The 26,063-nt window shown below is 68.6% G+C and carries 23 protein-coding genes; 10 read left to right on the top strand and 13 right to left on the bottom strand.

Annotation, left to right across the window (positions count from 1 at the left end; genetic code table 11):
- Positions 1–12: 12 nt before the first annotated feature.
- Together KZ686_RS20580 and KZ686_RS20575 are read right to left on the bottom strand one after the other, a co-directional pair.
- Positions 13–1,395: an ethanolamine ammonia-lyase subunit EutB gene (locus tag KZ686_RS20580; protein WP_149318479.1), complete on the bottom strand. Its 1,383-nt coding sequence runs from the start codon at positions 1,393–1,395 to the stop codon at positions 13–15.
- A 406-nt stretch (positions 1,396–1,801) separates the two neighbouring features.
- Positions 1,802–2,503, bottom strand: a complete 702-nt coding sequence (locus KZ686_RS20575; protein ID WP_226106802.1) for a FadR/GntR family transcriptional regulator — start codon at positions 2,501–2,503, stop codon at positions 1,802–1,804.
- 297 nt (positions 2,504–2,800) lie between these two features.
- Between KZ686_RS20575 and KZ686_RS20570 the strand changes: the two genes are divergently transcribed.
- The 5 genes from KZ686_RS20570 to KZ686_RS20550 all read left to right on the top strand — a co-directional run bounded on the left by KZ686_RS20570 (position 2,801) and on the right by KZ686_RS20550 (position 8,536).
- Positions 2,801–3,760, top strand: coding sequence for a (Fe-S)-binding protein (locus KZ686_RS20570; RefSeq protein WP_265633527.1), 960 nt, complete (start codon positions 2,801–2,803; stop codon positions 3,758–3,760).
- A complete protein-coding gene (locus tag KZ686_RS20565; RefSeq protein WP_265633526.1) occupies positions 3,757–4,584 on the top strand; it encodes a LutC/YkgG family protein in 828 nt (275 codons plus the stop codon). Before KZ686_RS20570 ends, KZ686_RS20565 begins: the two co-directional genes overlap by 4 nt.
- Entirely contained in the window at positions 4,581–6,026 is a 1,446-nt protein-coding gene (locus KZ686_RS20560) for a LutB/LldF family L-lactate oxidation iron-sulfur protein (RefSeq protein WP_265633525.1), read from the top strand. The genes KZ686_RS20565 and KZ686_RS20560 overlap by 4 nt, the downstream gene beginning before the upstream one ends.
- A gap of 180 nt (positions 6,027–6,206) precedes the next feature.
- A complete protein-coding gene (locus tag KZ686_RS20555; protein WP_265633524.1) occupies positions 6,207–7,928 on the top strand; it encodes a lactate permease LctP family transporter in 1,722 nt (573 codons plus the stop codon).
- Between the two features lie 128 nt (positions 7,929–8,056).
- Entirely contained in the window at positions 8,057–8,536 is a 480-nt protein-coding gene (locus KZ686_RS20550; RefSeq protein ID WP_150084814.1) for a hypothetical protein, read from the top strand.
- A 56-nt stretch (positions 8,537–8,592) separates the two neighbouring features.
- Here the strand turns inward: KZ686_RS20550 and KZ686_RS20545 are convergent, their stop codons facing one another.
- From KZ686_RS20545 to KZ686_RS20515, 7 genes are all read right to left on the bottom strand, one after another.
- The gene (locus KZ686_RS20545) at positions 8,593–9,783 is read right to left on the bottom strand and encodes a M24 family metallopeptidase (protein ID WP_150084813.1); all 1,191 of its coding nucleotides are present in this window, start codon (positions 9,781–9,783) and stop codon (positions 8,593–8,595) included.
- Positions 9,784–9,790: 7 nt separating this feature from the next.
- Complete coding sequence (locus KZ686_RS20540) at positions 9,791–10,759, bottom strand: Bug family tripartite tricarboxylate transporter substrate binding protein (protein WP_265633523.1); 969 nt, start codon at positions 10,757–10,759, stop codon at positions 9,791–9,793.
- Between the two features lie 197 nt (positions 10,760–10,956).
- Positions 10,957–11,556 (bottom strand): TetR/AcrR family transcriptional regulator, encoded by a 600-nt coding sequence (locus KZ686_RS20535; RefSeq protein ID WP_265633522.1) that lies wholly within the window; start codon positions 11,554–11,556, stop codon positions 10,957–10,959.
- A gap of 121 nt (positions 11,557–11,677) precedes the next feature.
- The gene (locus KZ686_RS20530) at positions 11,678–12,031 is read right to left on the bottom strand and encodes a DUF1428 domain-containing protein (RefSeq protein WP_265633521.1); all 354 of its coding nucleotides are present in this window, start codon (positions 12,029–12,031) and stop codon (positions 11,678–11,680) included.
- A gap of 148 nt (positions 12,032–12,179) precedes the next feature.
- Complete coding sequence (locus KZ686_RS20525) at positions 12,180–13,316, bottom strand: CaiB/BaiF CoA transferase family protein (protein WP_265633520.1); 1,137 nt, start codon at positions 13,314–13,316, stop codon at positions 12,180–12,182.
- 69 nt (positions 13,317–13,385) lie between these two features.
- Entirely contained in the window at positions 13,386–14,375 is a 990-nt protein-coding gene (locus KZ686_RS20520) for a Bug family tripartite tricarboxylate transporter substrate binding protein (protein WP_150084812.1), read from the bottom strand.
- Positions 14,376–14,619: 244 nt separating this feature from the next.
- A complete protein-coding gene (locus KZ686_RS20515) occupies positions 14,620–16,410 on the bottom strand; it encodes an acyl-CoA dehydrogenase family protein (RefSeq protein WP_265633519.1) in 1,791 nt (596 codons plus the stop codon).
- A 321-nt stretch (positions 16,411–16,731) separates the two neighbouring features.
- Between KZ686_RS20515 and KZ686_RS20510 the strand changes: the two genes are divergently transcribed.
- The gene (locus tag KZ686_RS20510) at positions 16,732–17,712 is read left to right on the top strand and encodes a tripartite tricarboxylate transporter substrate binding protein (protein WP_265633518.1); all 981 of its coding nucleotides are present in this window, start codon (positions 16,732–16,734) and stop codon (positions 17,710–17,712) included.
- 3 nt (positions 17,713–17,715) lie between these two features.
- On the opposite strand, the gene KZ686_RS20505 is transcribed toward KZ686_RS20510, so the two are convergent.
- Positions 17,716–18,774: a J domain-containing protein gene (locus tag KZ686_RS20505; protein WP_265633517.1), complete on the bottom strand. Its 1,059-nt coding sequence runs from the start codon at positions 18,772–18,774 to the stop codon at positions 17,716–17,718.
- A 208-nt stretch (positions 18,775–18,982) separates the two neighbouring features.
- On the opposite strand from KZ686_RS20505, the gene KZ686_RS20500 reads away from it, so the two are divergent.
- On the top strand, positions 18,983–19,879 hold the full coding sequence (locus tag KZ686_RS20500; RefSeq protein WP_149318493.1) for a LysR substrate-binding domain-containing protein: 897 nt from the start codon (positions 18,983–18,985) through the stop codon (positions 19,877–19,879).
- Here the strand turns inward: KZ686_RS20500 and KZ686_RS20495 are convergent.
- From KZ686_RS20495 to KZ686_RS20485, 3 genes are read right to left on the bottom strand one after another with little or no spacing between them, the layout of a single operon-like run.
- The gene (locus KZ686_RS20495; protein ID WP_149318494.1) at positions 19,876–20,652 is read right to left on the bottom strand and encodes an enoyl-CoA hydratase/isomerase family protein; all 777 of its coding nucleotides are present in this window, start codon (positions 20,650–20,652) and stop codon (positions 19,876–19,878) included. The genes KZ686_RS20500 and KZ686_RS20495 overlap by 4 nt on opposite strands.
- The gene (locus tag KZ686_RS20490) at positions 20,645–21,238 is read right to left on the bottom strand and encodes a cysteine dioxygenase family protein (protein WP_265633516.1); all 594 of its coding nucleotides are present in this window, start codon (positions 21,236–21,238) and stop codon (positions 20,645–20,647) included. The genes KZ686_RS20495 and KZ686_RS20490 overlap by 8 nt, the downstream gene beginning before the upstream one ends.
- Positions 21,235–22,488, bottom strand: a complete 1,254-nt coding sequence (locus KZ686_RS20485) for a CaiB/BaiF CoA transferase family protein (protein WP_265633515.1) — start codon at positions 22,486–22,488, stop codon at positions 21,235–21,237. The genes KZ686_RS20490 and KZ686_RS20485 overlap by 4 nt, the downstream gene beginning before the upstream one ends.
- 184 nt (positions 22,489–22,672) lie before the next feature.
- On the opposite strand from KZ686_RS20485, the gene KZ686_RS20480 reads away from it, so the two are divergent.
- The 3 genes from KZ686_RS20480 (at position 22,673) to livH (ending at position 26,061) form a co-directional block, all read left to right on the top strand.
- Positions 22,673–23,470 carry an IclR family transcriptional regulator gene (locus tag KZ686_RS20480; RefSeq protein WP_265633514.1) on the top strand — a complete coding sequence of 266 codons (798 nt, stop codon included), beginning with the start codon at positions 22,673–22,675 and terminating at the stop codon, positions 23,468–23,470.
- Between the two features lie 364 nt (positions 23,471–23,834).
- Positions 23,835–24,950, top strand: coding sequence for a branched-chain amino acid ABC transporter substrate-binding protein (locus tag KZ686_RS20475; RefSeq protein ID WP_149318498.1), 1,116 nt, complete (start codon positions 23,835–23,837; stop codon positions 24,948–24,950).
- 184 nt (positions 24,951–25,134) lie between these two features.
- Positions 25,135–26,061: a high-affinity branched-chain amino acid ABC transporter permease LivH gene (gene livH / locus KZ686_RS20470; RefSeq protein ID WP_006576581.1), complete on the top strand. Its 927-nt coding sequence runs from the start codon at positions 25,135–25,137 to the stop codon at positions 26,059–26,061.
- The last annotated feature ends 2 nt before the right edge of the window (positions 26,062–26,063 follow it).

Below are 26,063 nucleotides of genomic sequence, written 5' to 3'. Positions count from 1 at the left end.
CTCCCGGAGCGGTTACAGGTCGTGCGCCAGTTGCAGCAGCGGCTGGCGCTCGGCCGGCTCGACCAGCCTGCCGTCGTCGCCGAGGATGCCCGTGCGCTGCAGCCATGCCTCGAACTCCGGCGCCGGCGCCAGGCCCAGCGTCTCGCGCAGATACAGCGCGTCGTGGAAGGCGGTGCTCTGGTAGTTCAGCATGATGTCGTCCGCGCCCGGCACGCCCATGATGAAGTTGACGCCGGCCACGCCGAACAGCGTCAGCAGCGTGTCCATGTCGTCCTGATCGGCCTCGGCGTGGTTGGTGTAGCAGATGTCGCAGCCCATCGGCACACCGAGCAGCTTGCCGCAGAAATGGTCCTCCAACCCCGCGCGCACGATCTGCTTGCCGTCGTACAGGTACTCCGGCCCGATGAAGCCGACCACGGTATTGACCAGCAGCGGCGAGAACGCGCGCGCCACCGCGTACGCCCGCGCCTCCATGGTCTGCTGGTCGACGCCGTGGTGGGCGTTGGCCGACAGCGCGCTGCCCTGCCCGGTCTCGAAGTACATCAGGTTGTCGCCAACCGTGCCACGCCCGAGCGACAGCGCGGCGGCGCGGGCTTCGGCCAGCAGCGCCAGGTCGATGCCGAAGCTGGCGTTGGCCTGTTCGCTGCCGGCGATCGACTGGAACACCAGGTCCACCGGCGCGCCCTGCTCGATCGCGCGCAGCGTGTTGGTGACATGGGTCAGCACGCACGATTGCGTCGGCACGCCGTGCCGCTCGCGCAGCTCGTCGATCAGCCGCAGCAGGGCCACGATCGACGCGAGGTTGTCGCCGGCGGGATTGATGCCGATGGTGGCGTCGCCGCAACCGTAGAACAGGCCATCGATGATCGATGCGGCGATCCCCTTGGGGTCGTCGGTCGGATGGTTCGGCTGCAAGCGCACCGACAGCCGGCCCGGCAGCCCGATCGTGTCGCGAAAGCGCGTGACCACGCGGCATTTGCGAGCCACCGCGATCAGGTCCTGGTTGCGCATCAGCTTGCTCACCGCCGCCGCCATCTCCGGCGTGATCCCCGGCGCCACCCGCGCCAGCACCGTGCCGTCGGTCTCATGCAGCAGCAGCCAGTTGCGGAATTCGCCGACCGTCAGCGCGGCGATCTCGGCGAAGGCATCGGCGTCGTGGCGATCGACGATCAGGCGCGTGACCTCGTCGCTTTCATAGGGAATCAGCGCCTCGTTCAGGAAGCGCGACAGCGGCAGGTCGGCCAGCACCATGCGCGCGGCCATCCGTTCTTCCTCGGTGTCGGCCGCGAGGCCGGCCAGCTGGTCGCCCGAGCGGGCCGGGCTGGCCTTGGCCAGCAGGGTCTTCAGGTCCGCGAACGCATAGCGCCGCGCGCCGATCGTTTCAGTGAACGCCATCTGTTCCCCCGGCAAGGAGTGGTGGCCCGCTCATGACGCGGCTTGACGCGGCTTGACGCGGCTTGGCGCGGCTTGGCGCGATGGCGGGCCCCTGGTCCGCAATATAGCGCGCAAACGTTACGGGAGCGGGGCGAGGGGCATATCGCGGGGTGGCTGGGCGCAAGGCGTACCCGTTTCTGCGTGCCGCTATCGCGGGCTCGGCGGCCCGCCGAACGGGTTCGATTTCCGCCCTTTCCGGTGTTGGGACGGCTCCCGTGGCTCGCTCGAGCGCCCCGCCGTAGGGCTGCCCTTCCGCTCGGCCGGTGAGACCGTACCCGTTTCTGCGTACGTTCGCGTACGTGTTACCCGGAGGCACGGGGCTGCGAAATAGCGGGGGAATGCGCGTCGCCTTCCGTGCCCTGCACCGTTACTCCGCCCGGCTTCGCACGTAATCGATATGCGCCTGCATCGCCGTGCGCGCCTCTTCCGGACGCCGCGCCAGGATCGCCGCGCACAACGTCCGATGCTGCAGCAGCAGTTGTTCGGAGGCCTCCGCGTCCTGCTCGCGCAGGCCGGTGCCATTGGTCGTGATGTGCTCGCGCAGCATGCCGATCACGCTGGTATGCAGGTGCAGGAACATCGTGTTGTGCGAGGCCAGCGCGATCGCCTCGTGCAGCTTGGCGTCGGCATCCGCCTCCGCCTGCTTGTCGTCGCGGCCTCGGGCTCGCTCCAACTGGTCCAACAGCGCGCGGATCCGCCGCAGATCCTGCGTGTCGGCGCGCAGCGCGGCGAAATAGGCGGTGGCGCCTTCCAGCACGCGGCGAAATTCGAGGATGTCCTCGCGCAGCGCCGGATGATCGGCCACCAGCTGGCGCCACGGCGAGGCGATGCCGCTGCGCAGCTGCTCGGTGACGAACACGCCGGCGCCGCGCCGGCTCTGCAGCAGGCCGCGCGCGGCCAGCCGCTGGGTGGCCTCGCGCACCGTATTGCGAGCCACGCCGTAGGTCTCGGCCAGGACGCGCTCGGCCGGCAGGCGCGTACCGGCCCGCCACGTGCCGTCCAGCAGCGCGGTCTCGACCTTGCGCATCACCTCTTCCACCCGGCCGCGCTCGCGCATGCCTGCCGCCATCGTTTTCTCCCTTCGCATCGCCATGCCACGTGCTGGTCCGCCGACCGGCCCGCCACCGGGGCTGGCCACCTGGTCCGCCACCCTGCTTGCCGCCCGGTTCGCCAACTGGTCCAACCAATTTGAACCTTGTCGCCGCAGCGGGAATTATGCCGCCGAAGCGGACGCGCCTTGCGGTGCCCGATCGCGCCCCGGTCGCACCCATTGCGCCCCATCGCGCCCGCCATCAGACGCATGACGACGTCCCCAGCACCACGCATCGAGCCCGCCATTGCAGGCAGGCCATCTCCGGAGCGAGACATGATTCCGAGGCAATACCCCGAGGCCCCCGCCGAGGTGTACCTGTTCGCGACCTGCCTGGTCGACCTGTTCGTGCCGCAAGCCGGCCTGGATGCGGTCCGCCTGCTCGAGCGCGAAGGGCTGACCGTGCATTTCCCGCGCGGGCAGAGCTGCTGCGGCCAGCCGGCCTACAGCAGCGGCAACCCCGAGCAGGCGCGCGCCGTCGCACGCGCGCAGCTGGACCTGTTTTCGCAGCCTTGGCCGATCGTGGTGCCCTCCGGCTCCTGCGCCGGCATGATGCGCCATCACTGGCCCAGGCTGTTCGAGGACGACGCCGTCGCCGGGCCGAAGGCGCGCGCGCTGGCCGAGCGCGTGTACGAACTGAGCGAGTTCCTGCTGCGCGTACTGAAGGTCCGCTTTCCCGCCGCGGCGGCCTCGGGGTCGAAGTCCATATCGGGGTCGGGGTCGGGGTCGGACTCGGGCTCCGGATCCGCCCGACCCGAAACCGTGGTGCTGCATACCTCCTGCGCGGCCCGCCGGGAGATGGGAACGCGCGTGCACGGCGTCGAGCTGATCGACGCGTTGCCTGGCGTCACACGGCTGGAACACGAGCGCGAGTCCGAATGCTGCGGTTTCGGCGGCACCTTCTCGCTGAAGCATCCGGACATCTCGGGGGCGATGGTGCAGGACAAAGTCCGCTCGGCCTGCGCGACCGGCTGCGACACGCTGGTATCGGCCGACTGCGGCTGCCTGCTCAATATCGGCCACGCCGCGGGCCGGCAGGCGCTCGGGCTCAAGGTCGAGCACATGGCCACGTTCCTGTGGCGCCGCCTTGGCAGCGGCGATGGCAGCGGTGACAGCGGTGACGATGGCAGCCGTGACAGCATCGGCGGCGGAAGCGGCGGCAGAGGAAGCGGCGGTAGCGGCGGCAGCGGCGGCGGTCGGGATGTGGCCATCGCCGGAACGGAGCCACAGCGATGAACGCCGACGACGCCCGCACCCGCATTCTCGAACGGCTGCGCGCCGCCGCGCCGGATGCAGCGAACGCAGCCGACGGCCACGCCGCCGCGCCAACGCTGAGCCGGCGCATCGATGCGCATTTCGACGTCCGGCGCGCGATGCACGCGCCCGCGGACGCCGCCACGCTGACGGACGCGATGCAGGTCAACTTGCAGGCCGCCCACGCCGAGGTGTGGCGCACCGACGAGGCCGGCTGGCCCGCACTGCTCGCCGGGCGCCTGGCCGCCGATGGCGTGCGCCGGCTGCTGTTCGATTCGCAGGGTCCCGAGGGCGCCGCGCTGTCGCGCGCCCTCCCGTCTACCGTGGAAGCCGTCGCCTATCAACGCCCCGTCGAAGACTGGAAACGCGAGCTGTTCGACACCATCGACGCCGGCTTCACGGTGGCGCGCTCCGGCATCGCCGGCACCGGCACGCTCGTGCTCGTGCCCGACGCGCGCGCACCGCGCACGGTCTCGCTGGTGCCGCCGCTGCATGTGGCGCTGGTCTACGCCGACACGCTGCATGCCGACCTGCACGCGGCCATGCGCGCCGAACGCTGGCAGGACGGCATGCCGACCAACCTGGTGCTGGTGTCCGGCCCGTCGAAGACCTCCGACATCCAGCAGACGCTGGCCTATGGCGCGCATGGACCGCGCCGGCTGTGGGTGCTGATCGTCGAGCGCGGCGGCAAGGCGCCATCGGCCGCTGTATCGGGCGCTGTATCGAGCGCGTTATCGGCCGCGGTATCCGCCACGCCATCGAGCGCGGTACCGGGCGCGGTACCGGCACAGGGAGAATCCGCATGAGCGCGACCCCGATGCATTTCGTCCCCTCCGCCGATTTCAAGGCGCGCTCGCGCGCGGCGCTCGACGACCCCAAGCTGCGCAGCAGCTTCCGCGGCGCGATGGACTTCCTGCAGAACAAGCGCGCGCTCCAGTTTCCCGACGGCGACGAGCTGCAGGCCCTGCGCGATCTCGGCGAGGCGGTACGCCAGCACGCGCTGGCGCATTTGCCAGCGCTGCTGGAACAACTGGAAGCGAAGCTGACCGAAGCAGGCGTGCAGGTCCATTGGGCGCAGACGCCCGACGAGGCCAACGCCATCATCGCCGGCATTGCCGAGCGCCACGGCGCGCGCAGCGTGATCAAGGGCAAGTCGATGGCCAGCGAGGAAATCGCGCTGAACCATTACCTGGCCGAGCGCGGCATCCGCAGCCTCGAGTCGGACATGGGCGAATACATTGTCCAGCTGGCCGGCGAAGGCCCCTCGCATATCGTGATGCCGGCGATCCACAAGACGCGCGGCGATATCGCCGCGCTGTTCGAGCAGCATATCCCCGACACGCCCTACACCGAGGACGTCGACACGCTGATCCAGACGGGCCGCCGCGCGCTGCGGCACGCCTTCGTCGAGGCCGATATCGGCCTGTCCGGCGTCAACTTCGCCGCCGCCGATACCGGCACGCTGTGGCTGGTGGAGAACGAGGGCAACGGCCGGCTGTCGACAACCGTGCCGCCGGTGCATATCGCGATCATGGGCATCGAGAAGGTGGTGGCGAGCCTGGACCATATCGTGCCGCTTGCCACACTGCTGACGCGCTCGGCCACCGGCCAGGCGATCACCACCTACTTCAACCTGATCACCGGTCCGCGACGCGCCGGCGAGCTCGACGGCCCGCGCGAGATGCACGTGGTGCTGCTCGACAACGGCCGCACCCAGGCCTATGCCGACGCGCAACTGCGCGCGACGCTGCAGTGCATCCGATGCGGTGCCTGCATGAACCACTGCCCGGTCTATACCCGCATCGGCGGGCACGCCTACGGCACGACCTATCCGGGCCCGATCGGCAAGATCATCTCGCCGCATCTGCTGGGACTGGACGCCACCGCCGACCTGCCGACCGCGTCGAGCCTGTGCGGCGCCTGCGGCGAGGTCTGCCCGGTGCGGATTCCGATTCCCCAATTGCTGATCCGGCTGCGCACCGAGGCCAACCGCAATCCCGACGAGGCGGTGCAGCACCCCTTGCGCGGCCAGGGCGCGCGCTACAGCCGTGGCGAACAGCTGATCTGGCGCTTCTGGCGCGGCGCGTTCGCCCATCCGCGCCTGTATCGGCTGTTCCGCTGGGCGGCGACGCGGCTGCGGGCCTTCACGCCATCGCGGCAGATGGGGTGGACCGACCACCGCGAGCCCCTGCGGCCGGCCGCGCGCAGCCTGGCCGATCTGCTGCGCGAGCGCGGACAACCCGAATAAGCCCGGCACCCTCGCCGACAAGAGCCCCTCGTCCCCGCCAAAGCGCGGACCCAGCGGCTTCCGAAGACGCTGGATTCGCGCATTCGCGGCAACGACGCGGTGGCAACCGCAACCTCGTCGGTGGCTTCGCCGGCCACGATTTTTTCCTTTCTAGACTCGCATCCCTCGGAGGAGACCGATATGCAAACCTGGCAACAGGTCTATATGCCGCTCGGCAGCCTGTGGCTGTCCTCGCTGGCGGCCGCCATTCCCATCCTGTTCTTCTTCGTCGCGCTGGCGCTGCTGCGCATGAAGGGCCATGTGGCCGCGGCGATCACGCTGGCGCTCGCGCTGGCCGTGGCCATCGCCGGCTACGGCATGCCGGTGCCGCAGGCGCTCGCCGCCGCGGGCTACGGCTTCCTGTACGGCCTGTGGCCGATCGCCTGGATCATCGTCACCGCGGTGTTCCTGTACAAAATTGTCGTCAAGACGGGCCAGTTCGACGTGATCCGCGCCTCGGTGCTGGCGATCACCGACGACCAGCGCCTGCAGGTGCTGCTGATCGGCTTCGCCTTCGGCGCCTTCCTCGAGGGCGCGGCGGGCTTCGGTGCGCCGGTGGCGATCACCGCCGCGCTGCTGGTCGGCCTCGGCTTCAATCCGCTCTACGCGGCGGGACTGTGCCTGATCGCCAATACCGCACCGGTGGCCTTCGGCGCGATGGGCATCCCCATCATCGTGGCCGGCCAGGTCACCGGCATCGATCCCTTCCATATCGGCGCGATGGCCGGCCGGCAATTGCCGCTGCTGTCGCTGGCCGTGCCGTTCTGGCTGGTGTTCATGATGGACGGCGTCAAGGGCGTGCGCGAGACCTGGCCCGCCGCGCTGGTCACCGGCGCAAGCTTCGCGGTGACGCAGTACTTCACCGCCAACCATATCGGGCCGGAGCTGCCGGACATCACCTCGGCGCTCGTCAGCCTGGTGTCGCTGTCGGCCTTCCTGAAGGTGTGGCAGCCGCGCAGCGCGACGCGCACCGCCAGCGCATCGCTGCGTGCCGGCCACGGCGGCGCCGCGGCGCTCGGCGGCTTCGGCGACATGGGCGGCTTGCCGACGATCGGCGCCACGAACCAGCGCAAGGCCTCGCCCTACACGCTCGCGCAAACGGTGCGCGCCTGGACGCCGTTCGGTATCCTGACCGCGATCGTCACGGTCTGGAGCCTGCAGCCGTTCAAGGCGCTGTTCGCCTCCGGCGGGGCGCTGGCCGGCACGGTGCTGAAGTTCCCGGTGCCGTGGCTGGACCAGCTGGTCGTCAAGACCGCGCCGATCGTCGCCGCGCCCAAGGCCTACGATGCCGTGCTGAAGATCGACCTGCTGTCCGCCGTCGGCACCGCGATCCTGCTGACCGCGCTGATCTCCGCCGTGCTGCTGCGCATGTCGCCGCGCGCGCTGGTGGCGACCTTCGGCGAGACGCTGCTGGAGCTGCGCCGCCCCATCCTGTCGATCGGACTGGTGCTCGCCTTCGCCTTCGTTGCCAACTACTCGGGCATGTCGTCGACGCTGGCGCTGCTGCTCGCCGGCACCGGCGCGGCCTTCCCGTTCTTCTCGCCGTTCCTCGGCTGGCTCGGCGTATTCCTGACCGGCTCCGATACCTCGTCGAACGCGCTGTTCTGCTCGCTGCAGAGCACGACCGCGCATCAGATCGGCGTCTCCGACACGCTGCTGGTCGCCGCCAACACCACGGGCGGCGTGACCGGCAAGATGATCTCGCCGCAGTCCATCGCGGTGGCGTGCGCCGCGACGGGACTGGTCGGCCGCGAGTCGGAGCTGTTCCGCTTCACGGTCAAGCACAGCCTGCTGTTCGCGGTGATCGTCGGCATCATCACGATGGTGCAGGCGTATTGGTTGACGGGGATGATTCCGGGCTAGGACGCCGATCGCCACGTGCACGCTCTTCGATGGACGGCGGCGAAAAGCGAAAGCAGGGGATTGGGTGGGATGGGATAGTGCCGCATCGATCGAGTCGGTGCGCTGTTGGGCCACTACGATGACTGCCTGTGCCGACGATCGATGCCGACCGTTTTCACCTCTGCCCAAACATGTCCATGAGCACCGCCCACGATCCTTACGCCACCGGCGACGATGCAATGCCTATCGATCCTCATCGCTCGAGGCCTTTTCGACGCCGCGACGAGTCGATGTCCCGGGAAGACCTGGTCCATCTGGTCCGCAAGCAAGCCGCAGCAACCGTCGCACCGTGGGGAGTGTTCGCCGCCGTGGGCACCGGGATAGGCCTGATCCTCTCGGTAATGGGGTACATGAACTCCACCACTCAGGACAAGGTGGACAAGGGAACCGGCCCGCTCAGTGTTCAGATTGTCGAGTTGGACAAGCGGCTGAGCGGCCGGCTCGATGCGCTGGAGGGCCGGCTCGGAGCGCTGGAGGGCCGGCTCGGAGCGCTGGAGGTTCGAGTCGGGGCGGTTGAGACCCGGCTGGAGCGGATGGACGCCAAGCTCGACCGCCTGCTTGGCAAGTAGATCGCTGCGGGGCCCATCCGCATGCCGCCGCGAATGGCCCGCCCCTGCCTCCCCGCCTACTCCACCGTCGCGTAAGCCAGCGTCTTCGGCGTCTTGACGATGACCTCGGGCCGCTCACCGACGATCACCGTGTCGTCGAGCCGGAAGCCGCCGAGTCCATAGACATACAGCCCCGGCTCGGCGGAATACACCTCCCCTGCCAGCAGGGGCCGCGTATTGAACGCCATGTCTTCCGGATACTCATGCAGCATCAGGCCGACGGCATGGCCCGTCCGGTGGAAGACGTACTGCGCGCAGTCGGCCCGCTCGATCACCTGCAACGCCGCGGCATCCATGTCGCACACGCGTTTGCCCAGCACCGCCGCTGCCACCGCGGCGTCGGTAGCTTCCGCGGCCACCGAGTACAGGCGGGCCTGCTGGTCCGTCGGCTTGCCGCAGAACCACGTGCGCTCGTTCTCGACGTAGAGTCCATTCAGGCGCGGCAGCACCAGATTGACGATCGTGTCGCCCGCCGAGATGCGCGCGCCGCAAGCCGCGCCGTCGCCGTGGGGCGAAGCGGATGCGGGCCCGGACAGCGTCCAGCATTTGAGAATGTCGAAGTCCTCGCCGGGGAAACGGCGAGCGGCTTCCTCGACCATCAGGGCCGCCATGGCATGGTCCAGTTCCTGGACCAGCCGGCCCGCGCGGATGTTCTCGCGGTAGCGATCCTGTACCCAATCGGTCAGCGCCCCGAGCTCGCGCATCACCTGCAGTTCCTCGGGATGCTTGACCCAACGCAGGCCACGCATGTCGCCCATGGACGGCCGCAGTGTCAGCTCGGGCAGATGGCGCTGTGCCGCCGTCAGGATCGGATGTGCGACATCGACGGCGATGCGCGACATGCCCAGACCCTTCTCAGCCAGAAGCCCGGCGACGACCTCGGGCAGCTGCGGCACCAGCGGCAGGCGATTGGCAACGCGTGGGTGCTCGGCGTAATAGGTGATATCCGACAACCACACCTTCCCCTTCTCGGTGGCGAAGCGCATATGGTTGGTCGACAGTTCGTTCATCACCGCGAAGGTGTCGCCATTGCGCGGAACGACCACGAAGACCGGCCGTTCCCATGGCCATACGTCCAGCTGGAAGTTGGTCGCGAACTGGAAGAAGTCGGGCGTGCCGAAGACCAGCGCATCGACGCGCAGTCGATCCATCAGCTTGCGCATCGACGCCAGGCGGTATTCGTGGACGGCTTTTGTCAGATGAGGCATGGCTTGATCAGAGAGAAATGCCGAGTTTGCGGATGATCGGACCCCAGGCTTCGGAGTCGCGCTTCATGTAGCGCTCCACTTCCGTCGAGGGCCCCTTGATCGGTTCGAGGAACTGGAAGGCCAGCTTTTCCTTCAACAGCGGGTCGTCCAGCGCCTGGTTGATGTCGGCGTTGATCTTCTGCACCAGCGCGGCCGGCGTTCCGGCCTTCGCGACGATCGCATACCAGCCCGGCACCGCGATGTCATGGCCCAGTTCCTTGAAGGTGGGCACGTTGGGCAGCGCCGCAAGACGCTTGTCGCCGGTGACGGCGAGCGGCACGAGCTTCTGTCCGACGATGTTCGCGTGCACGCCCGCCACCACGTTCATCATCACCGGGGTCTGTCCGTTCATCAGGCTGGTGGCGCCGCCCGGGCCATTGAAGGGGACGTGCTGCAGCTTGATCCCGGCCTTTTCGGCCACCAGCTCCATCGCGAGATGGGTGGAGTTGCCGACGCCGCCCGATGCGAAGCTGATTTCGCCCGGACGCGTCCTGGCCATCTGCACGAACTCCTGCAGGGTCTTGACGCCCAGCGACGGCGCGGCGACGAACACAAACGGCGAGTTCGCCAGCATCGCGACGCCGACCAGATCCTTCGACGGGCGATAGGGCAACTTCGGATACAGATGGGGATTGAAGCTCAGATTCGACACGCCGGCAAAGAACAGCGTATAGCCGTCGGCCGGCTGGGACAGCACGTAGCTGATGGCCAGCGCGCCGTTGGCGCCCGGCTTGTTTTCGACCACGACGGCCTGCTTCCACGCGTGTCCCAACCGCTCGGCCAGCGCCCGCGCCAGTACGTCGTTGCCCGTTCCGCCCGCCTGCGGCACCACCAGCCGTACCGGCCGGGCGGGGTAGGTTTCAGCCTGCCCGATACCCGGCAGCGCCGCCGCCAGCACTGCGCCCGCAGTCCAGCTCATCCATGTTCGCCGTTTCATGCTGCACTCACCTTGTCTTCGATCCATCCCGGCCGATCCGTCCGGTCGATTCATCTCGGTCGAGAATCACTTCGACCGCCACCCGCGGCTGTCGAATCGAGACGCAATGTACCATGTGGTACATTGCCGGGTGTAGCGAGGGTATACGCGAATCACCGGGGGAAATCAGGGGCTGATGCGTAGCGGCAGCGAGGGGATCAGGGCCGACGGTGGCGTGCCATCATTTCGGCGAAGTACTCGATGGCAGCGGTCGTGCCCTTGCGGTCGCCGGTGGTCACCAGATCGAGCAGCAGCCCGCGAATCGTGGCGACTTCGACGCGGGCGAGCAGCCTGGCCTCGGTGCGGCTCATCCCCAGATTGCGCTCGAAGCGTTCGGCCAGCATGCCGGTCCAGCTGCCGATCACGTCCTCGAGAAAGCCGCTGAAGCGTTCGCGGTCGCGGATGGCGCGACCATATATTTCGAACACCAGTTGCATGATGGGCAGGTAGTTCGACGCCGAGTATCGCTGCCAGGCGGAGACCAGCGCCGTCTTCGGATCCGTGCCTTCGGCCAGCGTCTGCTGCCGCGCCTGCTGTTCGGCATGCCGGATACGATGCAGCAGCGCCTGCCAGAATCCGTCCGCGGAACCGAAGTAGTAGATCAGCATGCGATGGCTGGTACCCAGGGCCTCCGCGACGCTGCGCAGCGACAGATCGCCCAGGCCGTGGTTGAGCACATGCTCGGTGGCCGCATCCAGCAGTTGAAGGGCTTGCTCGCTGGTCGCGCGCGTGCTGGTGTCGGATTTCTTCGTAGGCATCGGGTAGCGGTCGGTAGGCGGGACAGCGACAGGGGGCGTCGCGAACCGCGATTCTAGCCGCGGTCCGTCCCATCGCAAGCCATTCCGACGCTACGCCCGGGCCGGCAAGGCGGCCCGGCGCTCAGGCCTGGACGATCGTCTCGAAGCCGCCGTAGATCATCCGCTGCGCATCGAAGGGCATGTTCTTCATGTCGTTCGCCAGCCGCGGATCGGCCATCGACGCCTTCATGCCCTCGTCCCGCTTCTCGCGCGACGGCCATTCGATCCACGAGAACACCACGGACTCGTCGTCCTTGCGCTGGACCGCCATGGTGAACGACGTGACCTTGCCCTCGGGCACATCGTCGCCCCAGCATTCGAACACCCTGAGGGCGCCGTACTCCTTGAACACCTGCGCCGCCTTCTGCGCCATTTCGCGGTAGGCTTCGCGGTTGGCGGTGGGCACGGCAATGACAAATCCGTCGACATAGGACATGGTGGTCTCCTTGGGAATCGATTGGCACCGGCGGTCGGGTCCGCGCCGGATGGCGCAGCCTTTTGCTCGGAATGCGTCTCGTTACCATAGTGCAAGAACCGCAATGTCCAAAGTGGACAGCAGGCCAGCCCTCCAGCAAACCCTCCCGCTAGCCCTCCTCCTCCCGAGGCAGGAAGCGGTCGCCCTCGGCCAGCGGCGCGAAGCGATAGGTCGCCGGCGTGCGCGACAGCTTCACCGGCGCGCCCAGTCCGCGATAGCCGCCCTCCATCTCCACCACCATCTCGCGATGCGCCGTATGGGGATGCTGCAGGGCATCCGGCACCGACAGCACCGGGGCGCACGGCACGCCGGCCTGCACCAGCGCGTCGGCCAGGGTCTTGCCGTCAAGCGCGCCGAGTAGGGTCTCCAGTTCGGCCTTCAGCGCGGACCGATTGACCGAGCGCGCCCCGGCGGTCGCATAGCGTTCATCGTCGGCCAGCGCGGCCACGCCGAGGTGCTCGCACAGGATGCGGAACTGCCGGTCGTTGCCGACCGCGAGAAAGATGGGATCGGTGGCGGTGGCCACCGTGTCGTACGGATAGATGTTCGGATGGGCGTTGCCCGTGCGCTGCGGCGCCTTGCCGCTCATGAACCAGTTGGCCGCATGCGGATGCAGCAGCGACAGGCCGGAGTCATACAGCGCGGCCTCGACGAACTGGCCGCGGCCGCTGCGCTCGCGCTCCTGCAGGGCAAGCAGCACGCCGAGCGCGGCGTTCAGGCCGGTCACCATGTCGACCACCGGCAGGCCGACGCGCAGCGCCTCGCCGTCCGCCTCGCCGTTGATGCTCATGATGCCCGCCATCGCCTGGATCGCGGCATCGTAGCCCGGCAGGCCGCCGAGCGGTCCGTCGGCGCCGAAGCCCGACACGCGGCAGTGCACCAGGCGCGGGAAGCGTTGCGACAGGGCCTCGTAGCCCAGGCCCCATTTCTCCATGGTGCCGGTCTTGAAGTTCTCGATCAGCACGTCGGCGTCGGCCAGCAGCGCAAGCAATACCTCGCGCTCGGCCGGCGCCGCCAGATCGAGCCGCATCACGCGCTTGTTCCGGTTCAGGCCGAAGTAGTAGGACGCCACGCCGTCCTTGAACGGCGGCCCCCACGTCCGCGTGTCATCGCCCTGTGGCGGCTCGATCTTCAGCACATCGGCGCCGTGGTCGCCCAGGATCTGCCCGCAGTACGGGCCGCCCAGGATGCGCGACAGGTCGACCACCCGGATACCGGCGAGCGCGCCGGTGCTTGCTTGCGTCATCGGATTCCCTTGCTCGTTGCCATCGTCGGCGCCATCGTGGGCGCTGTCATCAATCCAGGTCGATCCGGCTCAGTCCAGCTGCGCGCCGGACTTCTGCACCACCGCGCGCCACTTGCCGACCTCGGCCTTGATGAAGCCGCCCAGTTGCTCGGGCTTGGTCGAGGGCGCGAACTCGAGCCCTTGCCCCTGCAGCGTCTTGCGGACCTCCGGCTGCTTCAGCGCGTCGGCAAAGGCCGCGTTGAGCTTGCCGATGACTTCCTTGGGCGTACCGGCCGGCGCCACCACGCCGAAGAACACCGACACGTCGAAGCCGGCGACGCCCTGCTCGGCGACCGTCGGCACATCGGGCAGCGCCTGCGAGCGCTCGCGGGTGGTCACGCCGAGCGCGCGCAGCTTGCCGCTCTTGATGAAGGGGAGCGCGGTCAGCACGTCGGTAAAGGTCATGCTGACCTGGCCGCCCAGCAGATCGTTCAGCGCCGGGCCGGTGCCCTTGTACGGAATGTGCTGGAAGTCGGTGCCCGCCAGGTTGTTGAACAGCACGCCGGCCAGGTGCGACGACGCGCCATTGCCGGACGAGGCATAGGTCAGCTTGCCGGGATTGGCCTTGGCATAGGCGATCAGCTCGGTGACGTTCTTCGCCGGCACCGACGGATTGACCACCAGCACATTGGGCAGATGGCCGATCTGGATCACCGGCGTGAAGCTCTTGACCGGGTCGTAGTTGATCTTGCGATAGAGACTGACGTTGATCGCCAGCGGCGCCGAGGTGCCGAACATCAGCGTGTAGCCATCGGGCTCGGCGCGCGCGACGGCCTCCGCGCCGATATTGCCACCGGCGCCGGCGCGGTTCTCGACTACCACCGGCTGGCCCAGCGTGTTCTTCAGCGAGGCGGCGAGCGTGCGCGCCATCGCGTCGGTCGGGCCGCCCGGCGGGTAGGTCACCACCATCATGATCGGCTTGGACGGATAGTCCTTCTGCGCGAAGGCCGGCGCGATGCCGGCGCACAGCGTCAGCGTGGAAGCGGCGGCGAGCGCCGCGATGCGTTGCCATGGGGTCATGTCATGTCTCCTTGTCGGGCCATGCGCCGTCGGGATTCATCGTCCCGGGCGCTTGTTCGGATCGTTGTTGGTTGGGGATTCGCTGCGAGGCATTACGCCTCGCGACGGGTGAGCCTGTGAGCCTGTGGGTCTATGGATCTGCGGGGTCGCGGGTCTGCCGGTGTGCGCGTCCGCGCGTCTGCGCGTCTGCGGGCCGCAGGGCCCCCGGGCCGGCGGACCGGCTGGTCGGGTCGCCAGTAGATCTTCAGAACAGATCGACCTGATCGACCGCCCCGGCCGGCTGCACCGCGCCTTCGGCCGCCGGCGCCACGGTGTCGGCCAGCCAGTCCGGCTCGGCGCCGCCCGCCAGCGGATCGCGCGGCAGCACGCGGTGGATCAGCACCAGCTGCGCCAGACGCATGCGGCGGACCGAGCCGATACGGCCCGCTTCCCACGCCATCGCTACCGCGCTGGTCACGTGATACAGCGCGGACGCGGCCTGCCGGGCCAGCACATCGCCGGCCGCATCGGCCTGCGCGGCGTCGGCCGCCAGCGTACAGGCGCGTTCCAGTGCGCGGTCGAACGCCGCGCGCGCGTTGGCGTGCATCGGCGTCTGCACCAGCAGAGATTGCAGATGGGCCCGCAGCACCGGCAGGGCGCCCTCGCGCCGGATCGCGCGCAGTACGTCGAGCGCGACGATATTGCTGGTGCCTTCCCAGATCGAGCCGAGGTGGGCGTCGCGCACCAGCCGCGGATCGCTCCATTCCTCGATGTAGCCGCAGCCGCCGCGAATCTCCATGGCGTCGCCGGTGACCTTGCGCGCATCGCGGCACGCGCGGAACTTGATCAGCGGCGTCAGGATGCGCATCAGCGGATAGGCGTCGGCCTCGCCGGCGTCGGCCCGGCGCAGCGCCTCGGCGGTCTGGAACACCATCGTGCGGGCCTGCTCGGTCGGCAGCGCCAGCTTCAGCAACTGGCGGCGCATCAGCGGCATGTCGATCAGCCGCTTGCCGAACGCACGGCGCTCCCGCGCGATGAACAGTCCTTCCGACAACGCCCGCCGCATCAGTCCGGCGGCGCGCACGCCGTTGGAGAGGCGCGAGTTGTTGATCATGTCCGCCATCTGCACGAAGCCGCGGCCAGGCTCGCCGACCAGCCAGGCGTGCGCGCCTTCGAGGCGGATCTCGCCGCTCGCCATCGAGCGCGTGCCCAGCTTGTCCTTCAGGCGGATGATGCGATAGTGGTTCGGGCTGCCATCGGCCAGCCGGCGCGGCAGCAGGAACAGCGACACGCCCTTGATGCCGTCGGGCGCACCATCCGGACGCGCCAGCACCATCGCCAGCTCGGCGTCGGGATTCGAGCAGAACCACTTGTCGCCGGTCAGGCGCCAGCCGCCCTGCGCCTGGGGATCGGGGATCGCGCGCGTGGCCGTGGCCGCCACATCGGAGCCCGCGCCCTGCTCGGTCATGAACATCGCGCCCTGGTACAGGTCCTCGAACACCTGCGTGGTCAGGTTCGGCAGGAAGCGCTCGACCAGCGCCGGATCGCCGAACTTGCGCAGCGTGCGCGTCAGCGAATCGGTCATCGACAGCGGGCAGCACAGGCCGAACTCCGCCTGCACGAACAGATAGGTCAGCGCGTACTTGGCGGCCGCCGGCATCGGCTGCGGCCAGCCCAGCACGCCGCCGCGATGCGATACCGCCGCCAGGCCGAACTCGGCAAAGGCCACGCGTTCGAGCTCGACATAGGCCGGATGCTTGTCGATGCGCTGCGCATCGATGCCGGTGCGCGTGCGATACGTCAGCGTCGGCGGATGGTGATCGGCGGTATTGGCCAGCGCATCCAGCACGCCCCCCGCCAGCGCGCCCATCCGGTCCAGATGCGGCAACAGGTGCTGGTACAAGTCGGCCGGCAGATACAGCGGCAGCAGCGCGCGCAGGTCGGGATCGCTGGCAAACAGATTGGCGCCATGCTGGTCCGGCACCGGATGTACGGACGGCGTCGCCGCGGCGGCGGGTTGCGATGAAACGTCCTGACGGACGGCGCTGGTCGGCATGCTTGTCTCCTCTTCCCACTTCTCGATATGCGGCCGGGACCGAGCCCGCCGGATGCTGGAATGTTCGAGGAAGCAGCGATTTGCGTCCAATACTAATAATGGCTTGGACGATATGTTTTTTGTATAGGCGCCCACACAGGCGATTCACCTCGCTACGCTCTCATGCGTCGCTTGCAGCGCTAGGGACAAACCCGCCCTGTCACACCACCAGACCGCAACGCGTTGCATACTGTCCCGCCACGGCCGAGCCGTGCGAGCCGGGCGGGACAGCCTGGCCGTCGTATCGACACCGTCGCATCGACACCATACAAAGGAGACAACATGCAACGACGCCAAATCCTGCGCCTCGCCGGCGCGGCATGGGCGGCGGGCGTGGCCGGGATGCCGGTCGGACGCCTGCACGCCGAGGACTTTCCCAGTCGTCCCATCAAGCTGATCGTGCCCTACGGCGCGGGCGGCATCACCGACCAGATCGGCCGCGCGCTGGCCGATGCGGCCGGGCGCGAGCTGGGCCAGTCGATCATCGTCGAGAACAAGCCCGGGGTCAGCGGCACGCTGGGCGCGACGCAGATGGCCACCAGCGAGCCCGACGGCTATACGCTGACGATGGCGCCGGTGGTGATCTTCCGCTTGCCGCACGTGCAGAAGATGCGCTACGACCCGCTGAAGGACCTGACCTATATCTCGATGATCGCGGACTACAACTTCGCGGTCGCGGTGCGCACCGATGCCAAGTGGAAGACCATGCAGGAGCTGGTGGCCGAGGCCAAGGCGTCGAGCCGCGGCATCAGCTACGGCACCACCGGCATCTACGGCAGCCAGCATCTGACGATCTCGGAACTGGCGCGCATCACGCAATCGAACTGGACGCATGTCCCGTACAAGGGCGACGCCGAGGCCATCACCTCGCTGCTGGGCGGCCAGTGCGACGTGGCGATGCTGACCAACACGCTGCTGCCCTATGTGAAGAACGGCCAGTTGCGGGTGCTGGCGGTGCTGTCGGAAAAGCGCGCGCCGGACTTCCCCGATGCGCCGACGCTCAAGGAGATCGGCTATCCGGTCTGGTCCAATTCGCCGTTCGGCATCGTCGGCCCCGCCGGCATGAAGCCCGAGGTCGTGAAGAAGCTCGATACCGCGTTCCGCAATGCGCTGAAGGATCCGAAGCTGCTGGCGGTGACGCAGCAGTACGGCATGTCGACCAACTACATGGGTCCCGAGCAGTACACCGCCTATGCGCAGAAGGCCTTCAAGAGCGAGGGGGCGATCATCCAGCGGCTGGCGGAGGCGATGAAGAACCAATAAGGTTCATTCGCCCGCGCCGCGGCCGAGTTCGCGCAGCAGCGTCTGCTGCGACTCGGTCAGCGTGCGCAGCCGCGACGGCAGGTCGATGGCGACCGTCAGCAGCAGATCGCCGGTCTTTTGCCTGGCGCGGTCGTGCAGGCCCATGCCCCGCACGCGGATCACGGTGCCGCTGCGCGTCATCGCCGGAATCTCGGCCATCACGGTCTTGCGAAAGCGCACCACCGGCACGCGGCCGCCGAGGCAGGCCAGCACGAAGTCGATCTTCAGTTCGCGCGTCAGGTCCAGCCCATCGACGCCGAACACGCGGTCCTTGCGCACCCGGACCTTGCACATCAGATTGCCGTTGGGGCCGCCGTCGATGCCGGCGCCGCCCATGCCACGGGCACGCAGCACGGTGCCGTCGATCACGCCCGGCTTGATCTGCACGCGCAGCGCCTTGTCGACGCGCACCTTGCCGGTCCCGCCGCAGGCATCGCAGGCAGCCGGCTCGACGCCGCGCCCTGCGCAGCGCTCGCAGGCGCCATACGCGTTGAACAGGCCGCGCCGCACCTGGCCCGTGCCGGCGCACGGCTTGCAGGCCATCATGCGGATGCCGCGCGCATCGCAGTGCAGGCAATCGACCGTCATCCTGACCCGGGTCGATGCCATGCCGCCCAGCACCGCCGTTTCCAGCGCGATGCTGGTCTCGCATAGATAGTCGACGCCGGCCTTGCCCTGGGCGTTGCGCCGCGGGCCGCCGTGCGGCCAGGCCTCGCGCGCCGGACGCGCTCCGTGGCCGCCGCGGCCGTTGCCGGTGCCATTGCCCGCGCCATTGCCGGCGCCGTGGCCCGAACCGCCACGCGGCGCGGCGCGCTCGGCGTCGTAGGCCATCCGGCGGCCGGCATCCTTGAGCACCGCGAAGGCATGCTGCAATCGCTTGAACCGCTCTTCCGCGGCCTGCGGATCGTCCGGATTGCGGTCCGGATGCCAGCGCATGGCCAGCCGCCGGTACGCCTGCCGGATCTCTTCCGCCGTGGCCGTCGGGGCAACGCCTAGGGTCTGGTAGTGGTCATGGTGCGTCACGGGGGCCTTGTATTCGCCGTTGGCGCAGCCCGCACTGCTGCTGCGCGCTACCTGTTCAGGCGGCACATCGAAGGGATAACGGCATGCCGCGCGCAAACTGTAGGCATAGAATGAGGCCCGCTTCACCGTTACCGGCGCCCGACACCGCCTCCGTTCCGGCCCCCATCACCGAACCCTCATCGAAGCGCCATCGAACGCCGCCCCTGTCATGGAGTTCCGCCATCTGCGCTATTTCCTCGTGCTGGCCGACGAGCTGCATTTCGGCCGCGCCGCGCGCCGGCTGTCGATCTCGCAGCCGCCGCTGTCGCTGAACATCCAGCAGCTGGAGGCGTCGGTCGGCGCCCGGCTGTTCGAGCGCGACAGCAAGGGCGTACGGCTGACCGCCGCGGGCCGGGCCTTCCGCGAATCGGCGACCGCGCTGCTGGCGCAGGCCGAGGAGGCGCGGCTGCTGGCGCGGCAGATCGAGGCCGGCGCCGTGGGCCGGCTACGCGTGGGCTTCGTCGGGTCGATGCTGTATCGGGGCCTGCCGCAGAAGCTGCAGCAGTTCGAGGCCGATCAGCCCGGCATCCAGATCGCGCTGACCGAACTCAATTCGCAGGAACAGATCGAGGCGCTGCTGCACGGGCAGCTCGACGTCGGCTTCATCCACACCAGCCGGGTGCCGGACGAGCTGGCGGCGCGGCTGATCCACAGCGAGCCCTTCGTCTGCTGCATGCCGGCCGCCCATCGGCTGGCAACCCGGCGCACCATCGCGCTGACCGAGCTGCGCGGCGAGCCGTTCGTGCTGTTCTCCCGCAATGCGTCGCCCGACTACTACGCGCGCATCGTCGACATGTGCGCGGCCGAGGGCTTCTACCCGCAGATCCGCCACGAGGTCCGGCACTGGCTGTCGGTGGTGTCGCTCGTCTCGCAGGGAATGGGCGTGGCGGTGGTGCCGGCGGCCCTGCGGCATTCGGCGCTGGCCGGCGCGGCATTTCGGCCGCTGAAGCACAGCACCGTGCCGTCGGAGGTCTATTGCGTCTGGAAGGCGGCGCCCGATCATCCGGCGCGCGATCGCTTCGTCGGCATCTTCCCCACGCCGGCCGCGCGGCAACGGACCGCCTAGCGGGCCGACGCCGCGCGATACGCGCGGATGCGCTCGCGCAAACCGGGCCGCGCGGCCGAATGGACCAGCGCGGCGAGCTGCCTGGCGAGTTCGTCGCCGTCTGCGCGGGAGGCGGCATGGATCGCCGCCTGCGTGTCGGTGTCGAGCCGGCGCGCCTGACGCGCCAGCGCCTCCAGCGCGGTATCGGGCTTGCCGTGTTCGTCGGCCTCGAAGTCCCGCGAGGCCAGGCCCGTGGCGAGGGCCGTGTCGGCATCGATGGTGGCGCCGGCGCCGATCCATTGGCGCGCCAGTGTCGGCCCGACGCGGGCGGCAAGCCGCGCGGTCCCCAGCACCAGCCCGAAGGCCGCGCCGGGGAAGGCGAAGCGGCTGTCGGCCGCCACCCAGCATTGTTCGCAGGCCGCCGCCAGATCGGCGCCGGCGCCCATGGCCCGGCCGTGGACCCGCGCGACGGTGGTGAATGGCGCCGTATAGACGGCCTGCAGCATCAGTTCGACGCGGACGAAGCGGGCCAGCAGCGTGTCATCCGTTTCGCCGTCGAGGTCGGCGAGGTCGAAGCCGGTGCAGAAGTGTTTGCCCGCGCCTTCGATCAGCAGCAGCCGCGTGCCGTCGCGCTGGCAGGCGAGGACCGCGTCGTGCAGCGCCTGCACCAGTTCGGCCGACAAGGCATTGCCCCGTTGCGGACGATTCAGCGTCAGTCGCGTGATATCGCCTTGCCGGTCGACCAGCAGCGCCGGCTGCGCGGTGGCGGCGACGGTCGATGCGTCGTCAGACATCGGCAGCGGCCCACAGATTCGGCGCGAAGCGGTTGGCATAGCCGGAGACGAACTCCTTCGGCGCGCCGGTCGCGGGATCGAAGACATGGCGGCGAATGCGGCCGATATTGCCGCCGTACAGGTGGACGCTGACCGAGACGCGGTCGTCGAAGGCATTGCGCACGCGGTGGATGTCGCCCAGCGAGGGCGAAACCGCCGCCACCTGCCCGGCCTCGAGCCGGGTTTCCTCGCCGTCCTGATGGATGCCTCGATCGTCGCGGCGATAGCGGATGTCGATCTCGGCCCCGCGCAGCACGCCGATCCAGCCCCACACCGTGTGGTCGTGCACAGGCGTCTGCTGGCCCGGCCCCCAGACGAAGCTGACCACCGAGAAGCGATCGAGCGGATCGCCGTACAGCAGGTATTGCTGGTAGTAGGTCGGATGCGGCTGCGCCAGTTCGTCGGGCAGCCAGTCGTCGCGGGCGACCAGCGCCTGCAGCAGGGGCCGGGTGCCTTCCAGCAAGGCGGCCTCGTCGCGGTCGGGTCCTTCCATCAGCGACGTGACGCCGGCAACGAAGGTCCGCAGCGGTTCGATGGTGCGGCTCATGGCGTTTTCTCCTGCGTTTGGTCCTGAGTTTGCTTCTGCGTTTGGTCCTGCGTTCGTTCCTGCGTTTGCCCCGGCTCCTGCCCCTGCCCGGCGCCGCCGGCATGGGCGGCGCGAATCGCCTCGGTATGCTCGCCGAGTGCGGGCGGCGGCCGGCGCACCGGCAACCCCATGCCGTCCAGCCGCAGCGGCGAAACGAAGGTCCGCGTCGCCACGCCGCTCGGCAGCGTCAACGGGCGCACCCACTCCATGTGTTCGACCTGCGGATCCTGCAGCGCGGCGGCGTAGTCGTTGATGCGCGCGTGCGGCACGCCGGCGGCCTGGAAGGCCGCGATCCAGTGATCGACGCCGGCGCGGGCAAAGCGCTGCTCCAGCAAGTCCTTCAACGCGACCTGGTTGGCCGCGCGATCACGGGTGGTGGCAAAGCGGGGGTCCTCGGACAGTTCGGGCATCTCGACCACGCGCACGACCTCGAGCCACAGCTTCTGGTTGCCGGCCGCGATCGCGAAATAGCCGTCGGCCGCCTGGAACGCCTGGTACGGCGCGTTGCGCGGATGCGCCGAGCCCAGCTTGGCCGGGCTGCGGCCGGTGCCGAAATACTCGCTGGTCTGCAGCGCCGCGATGCCCAGCGTGCAGCCATACATCGGCACATCGATATGCATGCCGGCGCCGCCGGCGCGCACGCGGGCCAGCGCGCTGGCGATGGCGAAGGCCCCGTACAGCCCGGACGCAAAATCGGCCAGCGGCACGCCGCACTTGACCGGCGCGCCGTCCGGCTCGCCAGTCACGCTCATCACGCCGGCGGCGGCCTGGATGGTCAGGTCGAAGCCGCCCTCGGTCGCACGCGGCCCGCTTTGGCCATAGGCCGACACCGAGCAGTAGACGAGCCCCGGATGGTCTTCGCGCAGGCTCGCATAGCCCAGCCCCAGGCGGTCCATCACGCCGGGCCGGTTGTTCTCGACCACCACGTCGGCCTCGAGCATCAGTTGGCGCGCCAGCGCCACGTCTTCCGGCTGCTTCAGGTTCAGCACCACCGAGCGCTTGTTGCGGTTCAGCGAAGCAAAGTTCTCCGAGAAGCCGGCCGAAATCGGCGGCCATTGCCGCAGCGTATCGCCGTCGGGGGGTTCGATCTTGACGACGTCGGCGCCCATGTCGGCCAGCAGCATGCCGCAGAACGGCCCGGCGGCAACGGTGCAGAACTCCAATACCTTGACGCCGGCGAGCGGCAGATCCTTCTCGTTCAGATCGGACATGACAGTGGCAGCGGTGGGAGGGCGCCGGTTGGCGGAAAGGCACGCCGGCGCCCGTCTTGCGGGCGGCGGGGCATGCGAGGCATTATATGGACGTGCCGGAATACGGGACAACGGTTCCGTATTTGAGAACAGGGCGGACGACCCGTCCGCTGCCCGCGTAAGCGCCCAGGCAATACAGCAAACCATGAACAACACCCTGATCAAAGGCCTCGGCATCGTCGAACTGCTGGCCCATAGCGACCGGCCGCTGGGGCTGACCGAGATCGCCAACCGGCTCGGCATGGCCAAGAGCAATGTCCATCGGCTGCTGCAGGCGCTGACCGAGCTGCGCTATGTGATCCGCGACGAGGACACCGCGGCCTACAGCGCGTCGATCAAGCTGTGGGAGCTGGGCTCGGCGGTGCTGGGCCGGCTCGATCTGCGCCGCCACGCCGAGGGCTGGATGGAACGGCTGATGCACGACAGCGGCGAAAGCGTCCACCTGTCGGTGCTCGATCGCGGCGAGGTCGTCTACGTGCACAAGATCGACAGCCCCAATCCAGTCCGCGCCTATACCCAGATCGGCGGCCGCGCGCTGGCGCACTGCGTGGCGACAGGCAAGGCAATGCTGGCTTTCCAGCCGCCGACCGTGCTGCAGCGGATGTCGACCGCGCTGGAGAGCGCCACCACCAATTCGATCGTCGAGCCGGCGCGCTTCCTGCAGGAAATGGACAAGGTGCGGCGGCAGGGCTATGCGGTCAATCGCGGCGAATGGCGCGAGTCGGTCCATGGCGTGGCCGCGCCGATCGTCGACGGGCATGGCCAGGTCTTCGCCGCGGTCGGCCTGTCCGGGCCGGCGGAGCGCTTCAAGCCGCAGAAGCTGCGCACGTTCGCGGAAATGGTCCAGCACGCCGCGGCGGAGATTTCGTCGAGCCTGCGTGGCGGCACCCGGCACGGCGCGCTCGCGCTGGCCACGCGCGGCATGGTGACCACCGGCCGCTGAACCCCGCGCCAAACCGCATTACCCCCCATCGGAAGGGCCTCGGCGCGTTCGAGTGTTCCGCGAAAGCCACAACAGCCTCGGATTGGTGCAGCGCGCATAGGCCGCTCCAAGATTCACCTTATAATGCCGCCACCTGGCCGACGCCGAACGGACTTACCCGGTCCTCATCGGTGCGGTGGGCAGGCGGGCGATTGGCCTGCGCAATAACAAGAACGTGGTCAAGTAGTGCCCTTTCAGGCCTGAGCCGCGGTCGTGCATGCGCGCCCCCGACCAGCCTGTCAAGTCGCCGGGGAGTTCTTCGATTTTGCGCACGTCCGAGGCCCGCGCCTGGATGATTCGAACAAACACGATCGAGGAGCTCCCAATGAAGCATTCCCGTCTTACCTCCCTTTCTCTGGCCGCCGCGCTGCTCACCCTGGGTGCCGCCGCGCATGCGGAAACCGTCAAGATCGCCATCGCCGGCCCGATGAGCGGCTCGGTCGCGCAGTACGGCGACATGGTCAAGGCGGGCGCGCTGACCGCCATCGAGCAGATCAACGCTGCCGGCGGCGCCGGCGGCAACAAGCTCGAAGTCGTGCTGATGGACGACGCCTGCGAACCGAAGCAGGCCGTGGCCGTCGCCAACAAGATCGTCAGCCAGAACATCCGCTATGTGATCGGCCACGTCTGCTCGGGCTCGACCATTCCGGCCGCGGACATCTACGAGAACGAAGGCGTCGTGATGGTGACGCCGTCGGCCACCGCGCCGCAGCTGACCGAAGGCAAGAAGCGCAAGATGATCTTCCGCACGATCGGCCGCGACGACCAGCAGGGTCCGGCCGCCGCGCAGTACATCATCGGCAAGGTCAAGCCCAAGAAGGTCGCCGTGCTGCACGACAAGCAGTCGTACGGCCAGGGCATCGCCGCCTCGGTGCGCAAGGACCTGGAAGCGGCCAAGATCCCCGTGGTGCTGTTCGAAGGCATCAACGCCGGCGATTCGGACTACTCGGCCGTGATCACCAAGCTGAAGTCGCAGGGCGTGGACTTCGTCTACTTCGGCGGCTATCACCCCGAGATGGGCCTGCTGCTGCGCCAGGCGCGCGAGCAGGGCGTCAAGGCGACGTTCATGGGACCGGAAGGCGTCGGCAACAAGGACGTCACCGCGATCGCCGGCCCGGCTTCGGAAGGCATGCTGGTCACGCTGCCGGCCGACTTCTCGGCCGACCCGGCCAACGCGGCGCTGGTCAAGGCCTTCGCCGACAAGAAGCGCGATCCGAACGGTCCGTTCCAGATGCCGGCCTACGCGGGCGTCAAGATCATCGCCGACGCGATCGCGGGCGCCAAGAGCACCGATCCGGTCAAGGTCGCGGCGTACATGCACAAGAACGCCTTCCAGACCCCGATCGGCAAGGTCGAATACGACGCGCAGGGCGACCTCAAGTCGTTCAAGTTCGTCGTCTTCACCTGGCACAAGGACGCCACCAAGACGGCCGCCAACTGATCGCCGGCGCGGTCCGTGCCAACGCCCCGTTCGTCACCGAACGGGGCGTTTTGATATGCCGGGCCGCTTCGATCGCGCCCTTCCCCGCGCGGGAAGGGCCCGCCGCGACAGGCACGCCGGCCTCACCGAAGCGGCCCGAACGGGCTGAACCCGGCCGACGTGCTGTACAGACGGGACGTACCTCATGAACGAATTCCTACCCCAATTCACCCAGCAGCTGGTCAACGGCCTGACGCTGGGTGCGATCTATGCGCTGATCGCCATCGGCTACACGATGGTCTACGGCATCATCGGCATGATCAATTTCGCCCACGGCGAGATCTACATGATCGGCGCCTATGTGGGCCTGGTGACGCTGACCGCGATCGGCGTGGCCGCCGGTTATCCGCTGCCGCTGGTGCTGGGCGCCGCGCTGCTGGTGTCGGTGATCGTCACCGGCCTGTACGGCTTCGCGGTCGAGCGGGTCGCCTACCGGCCGCTGCGCGGCGGACCGCGGCTGGTGCCCCTGATCTCCGCGATCGGCATGTCGATCTTCCTGCAGAACTACGTGCAGATCGGCCAGGGCGCGCGCGACGTGTCGGTGCCGGTGCTGATCAGCGGCGCGCTCGAGCTCGAGATGGGCGGCGATTTCACGGTGACCGTGCCGTATTCGCGCCTGCTGATCGTCGGCGTGACGCTGGTGCTGATGATCGCGCTGACGCTGTTCATCGGCCACTCGCGCATGGGCCGCGCCTGCCGCGCCTGCGCCGAGGACATGCGCATGGCCAATCTGCTCGGCATCGACACCAACCGCGTGATCTCGTTCACCTTCGTGCTGGGCGCGATGCTGGCCGCCGCGGGCGGCGTGCTGATCGGGCTGACGATCGGCAAGCTGAACCCCTTCATCGGCTTCGTCGCCGGCATCAAGGCCTTCACCGCCGCGGTACTCGGCGGCATCGGCAGCATTCCGGGCGCGATGCTCGGCGGCGTGCTGCTGGGCCTGGCCGAGACTTTCGCCTCGGGCTACATGCCGGCCGAATACAAGGACGTGGTCGCGTTCGGCCTGCTGGTGCTGATCCTGCTGTTCCGTCCCACCGGCCTGCTGGGCAAGCCGGACGTGGAAAAAGTCTGAGG

The sequence above is a fragment of the Cupriavidus cauae genome, assembly GCF_026210475.1.
Lineage (GTDB): Bacteria > Pseudomonadota > Gammaproteobacteria > Burkholderiales > Burkholderiaceae > Cupriavidus > Cupriavidus cauae.
Note: the sequence above shows the minus strand (reverse complement) of the source record. Positions and strands in the feature narration are given on the sequence as shown.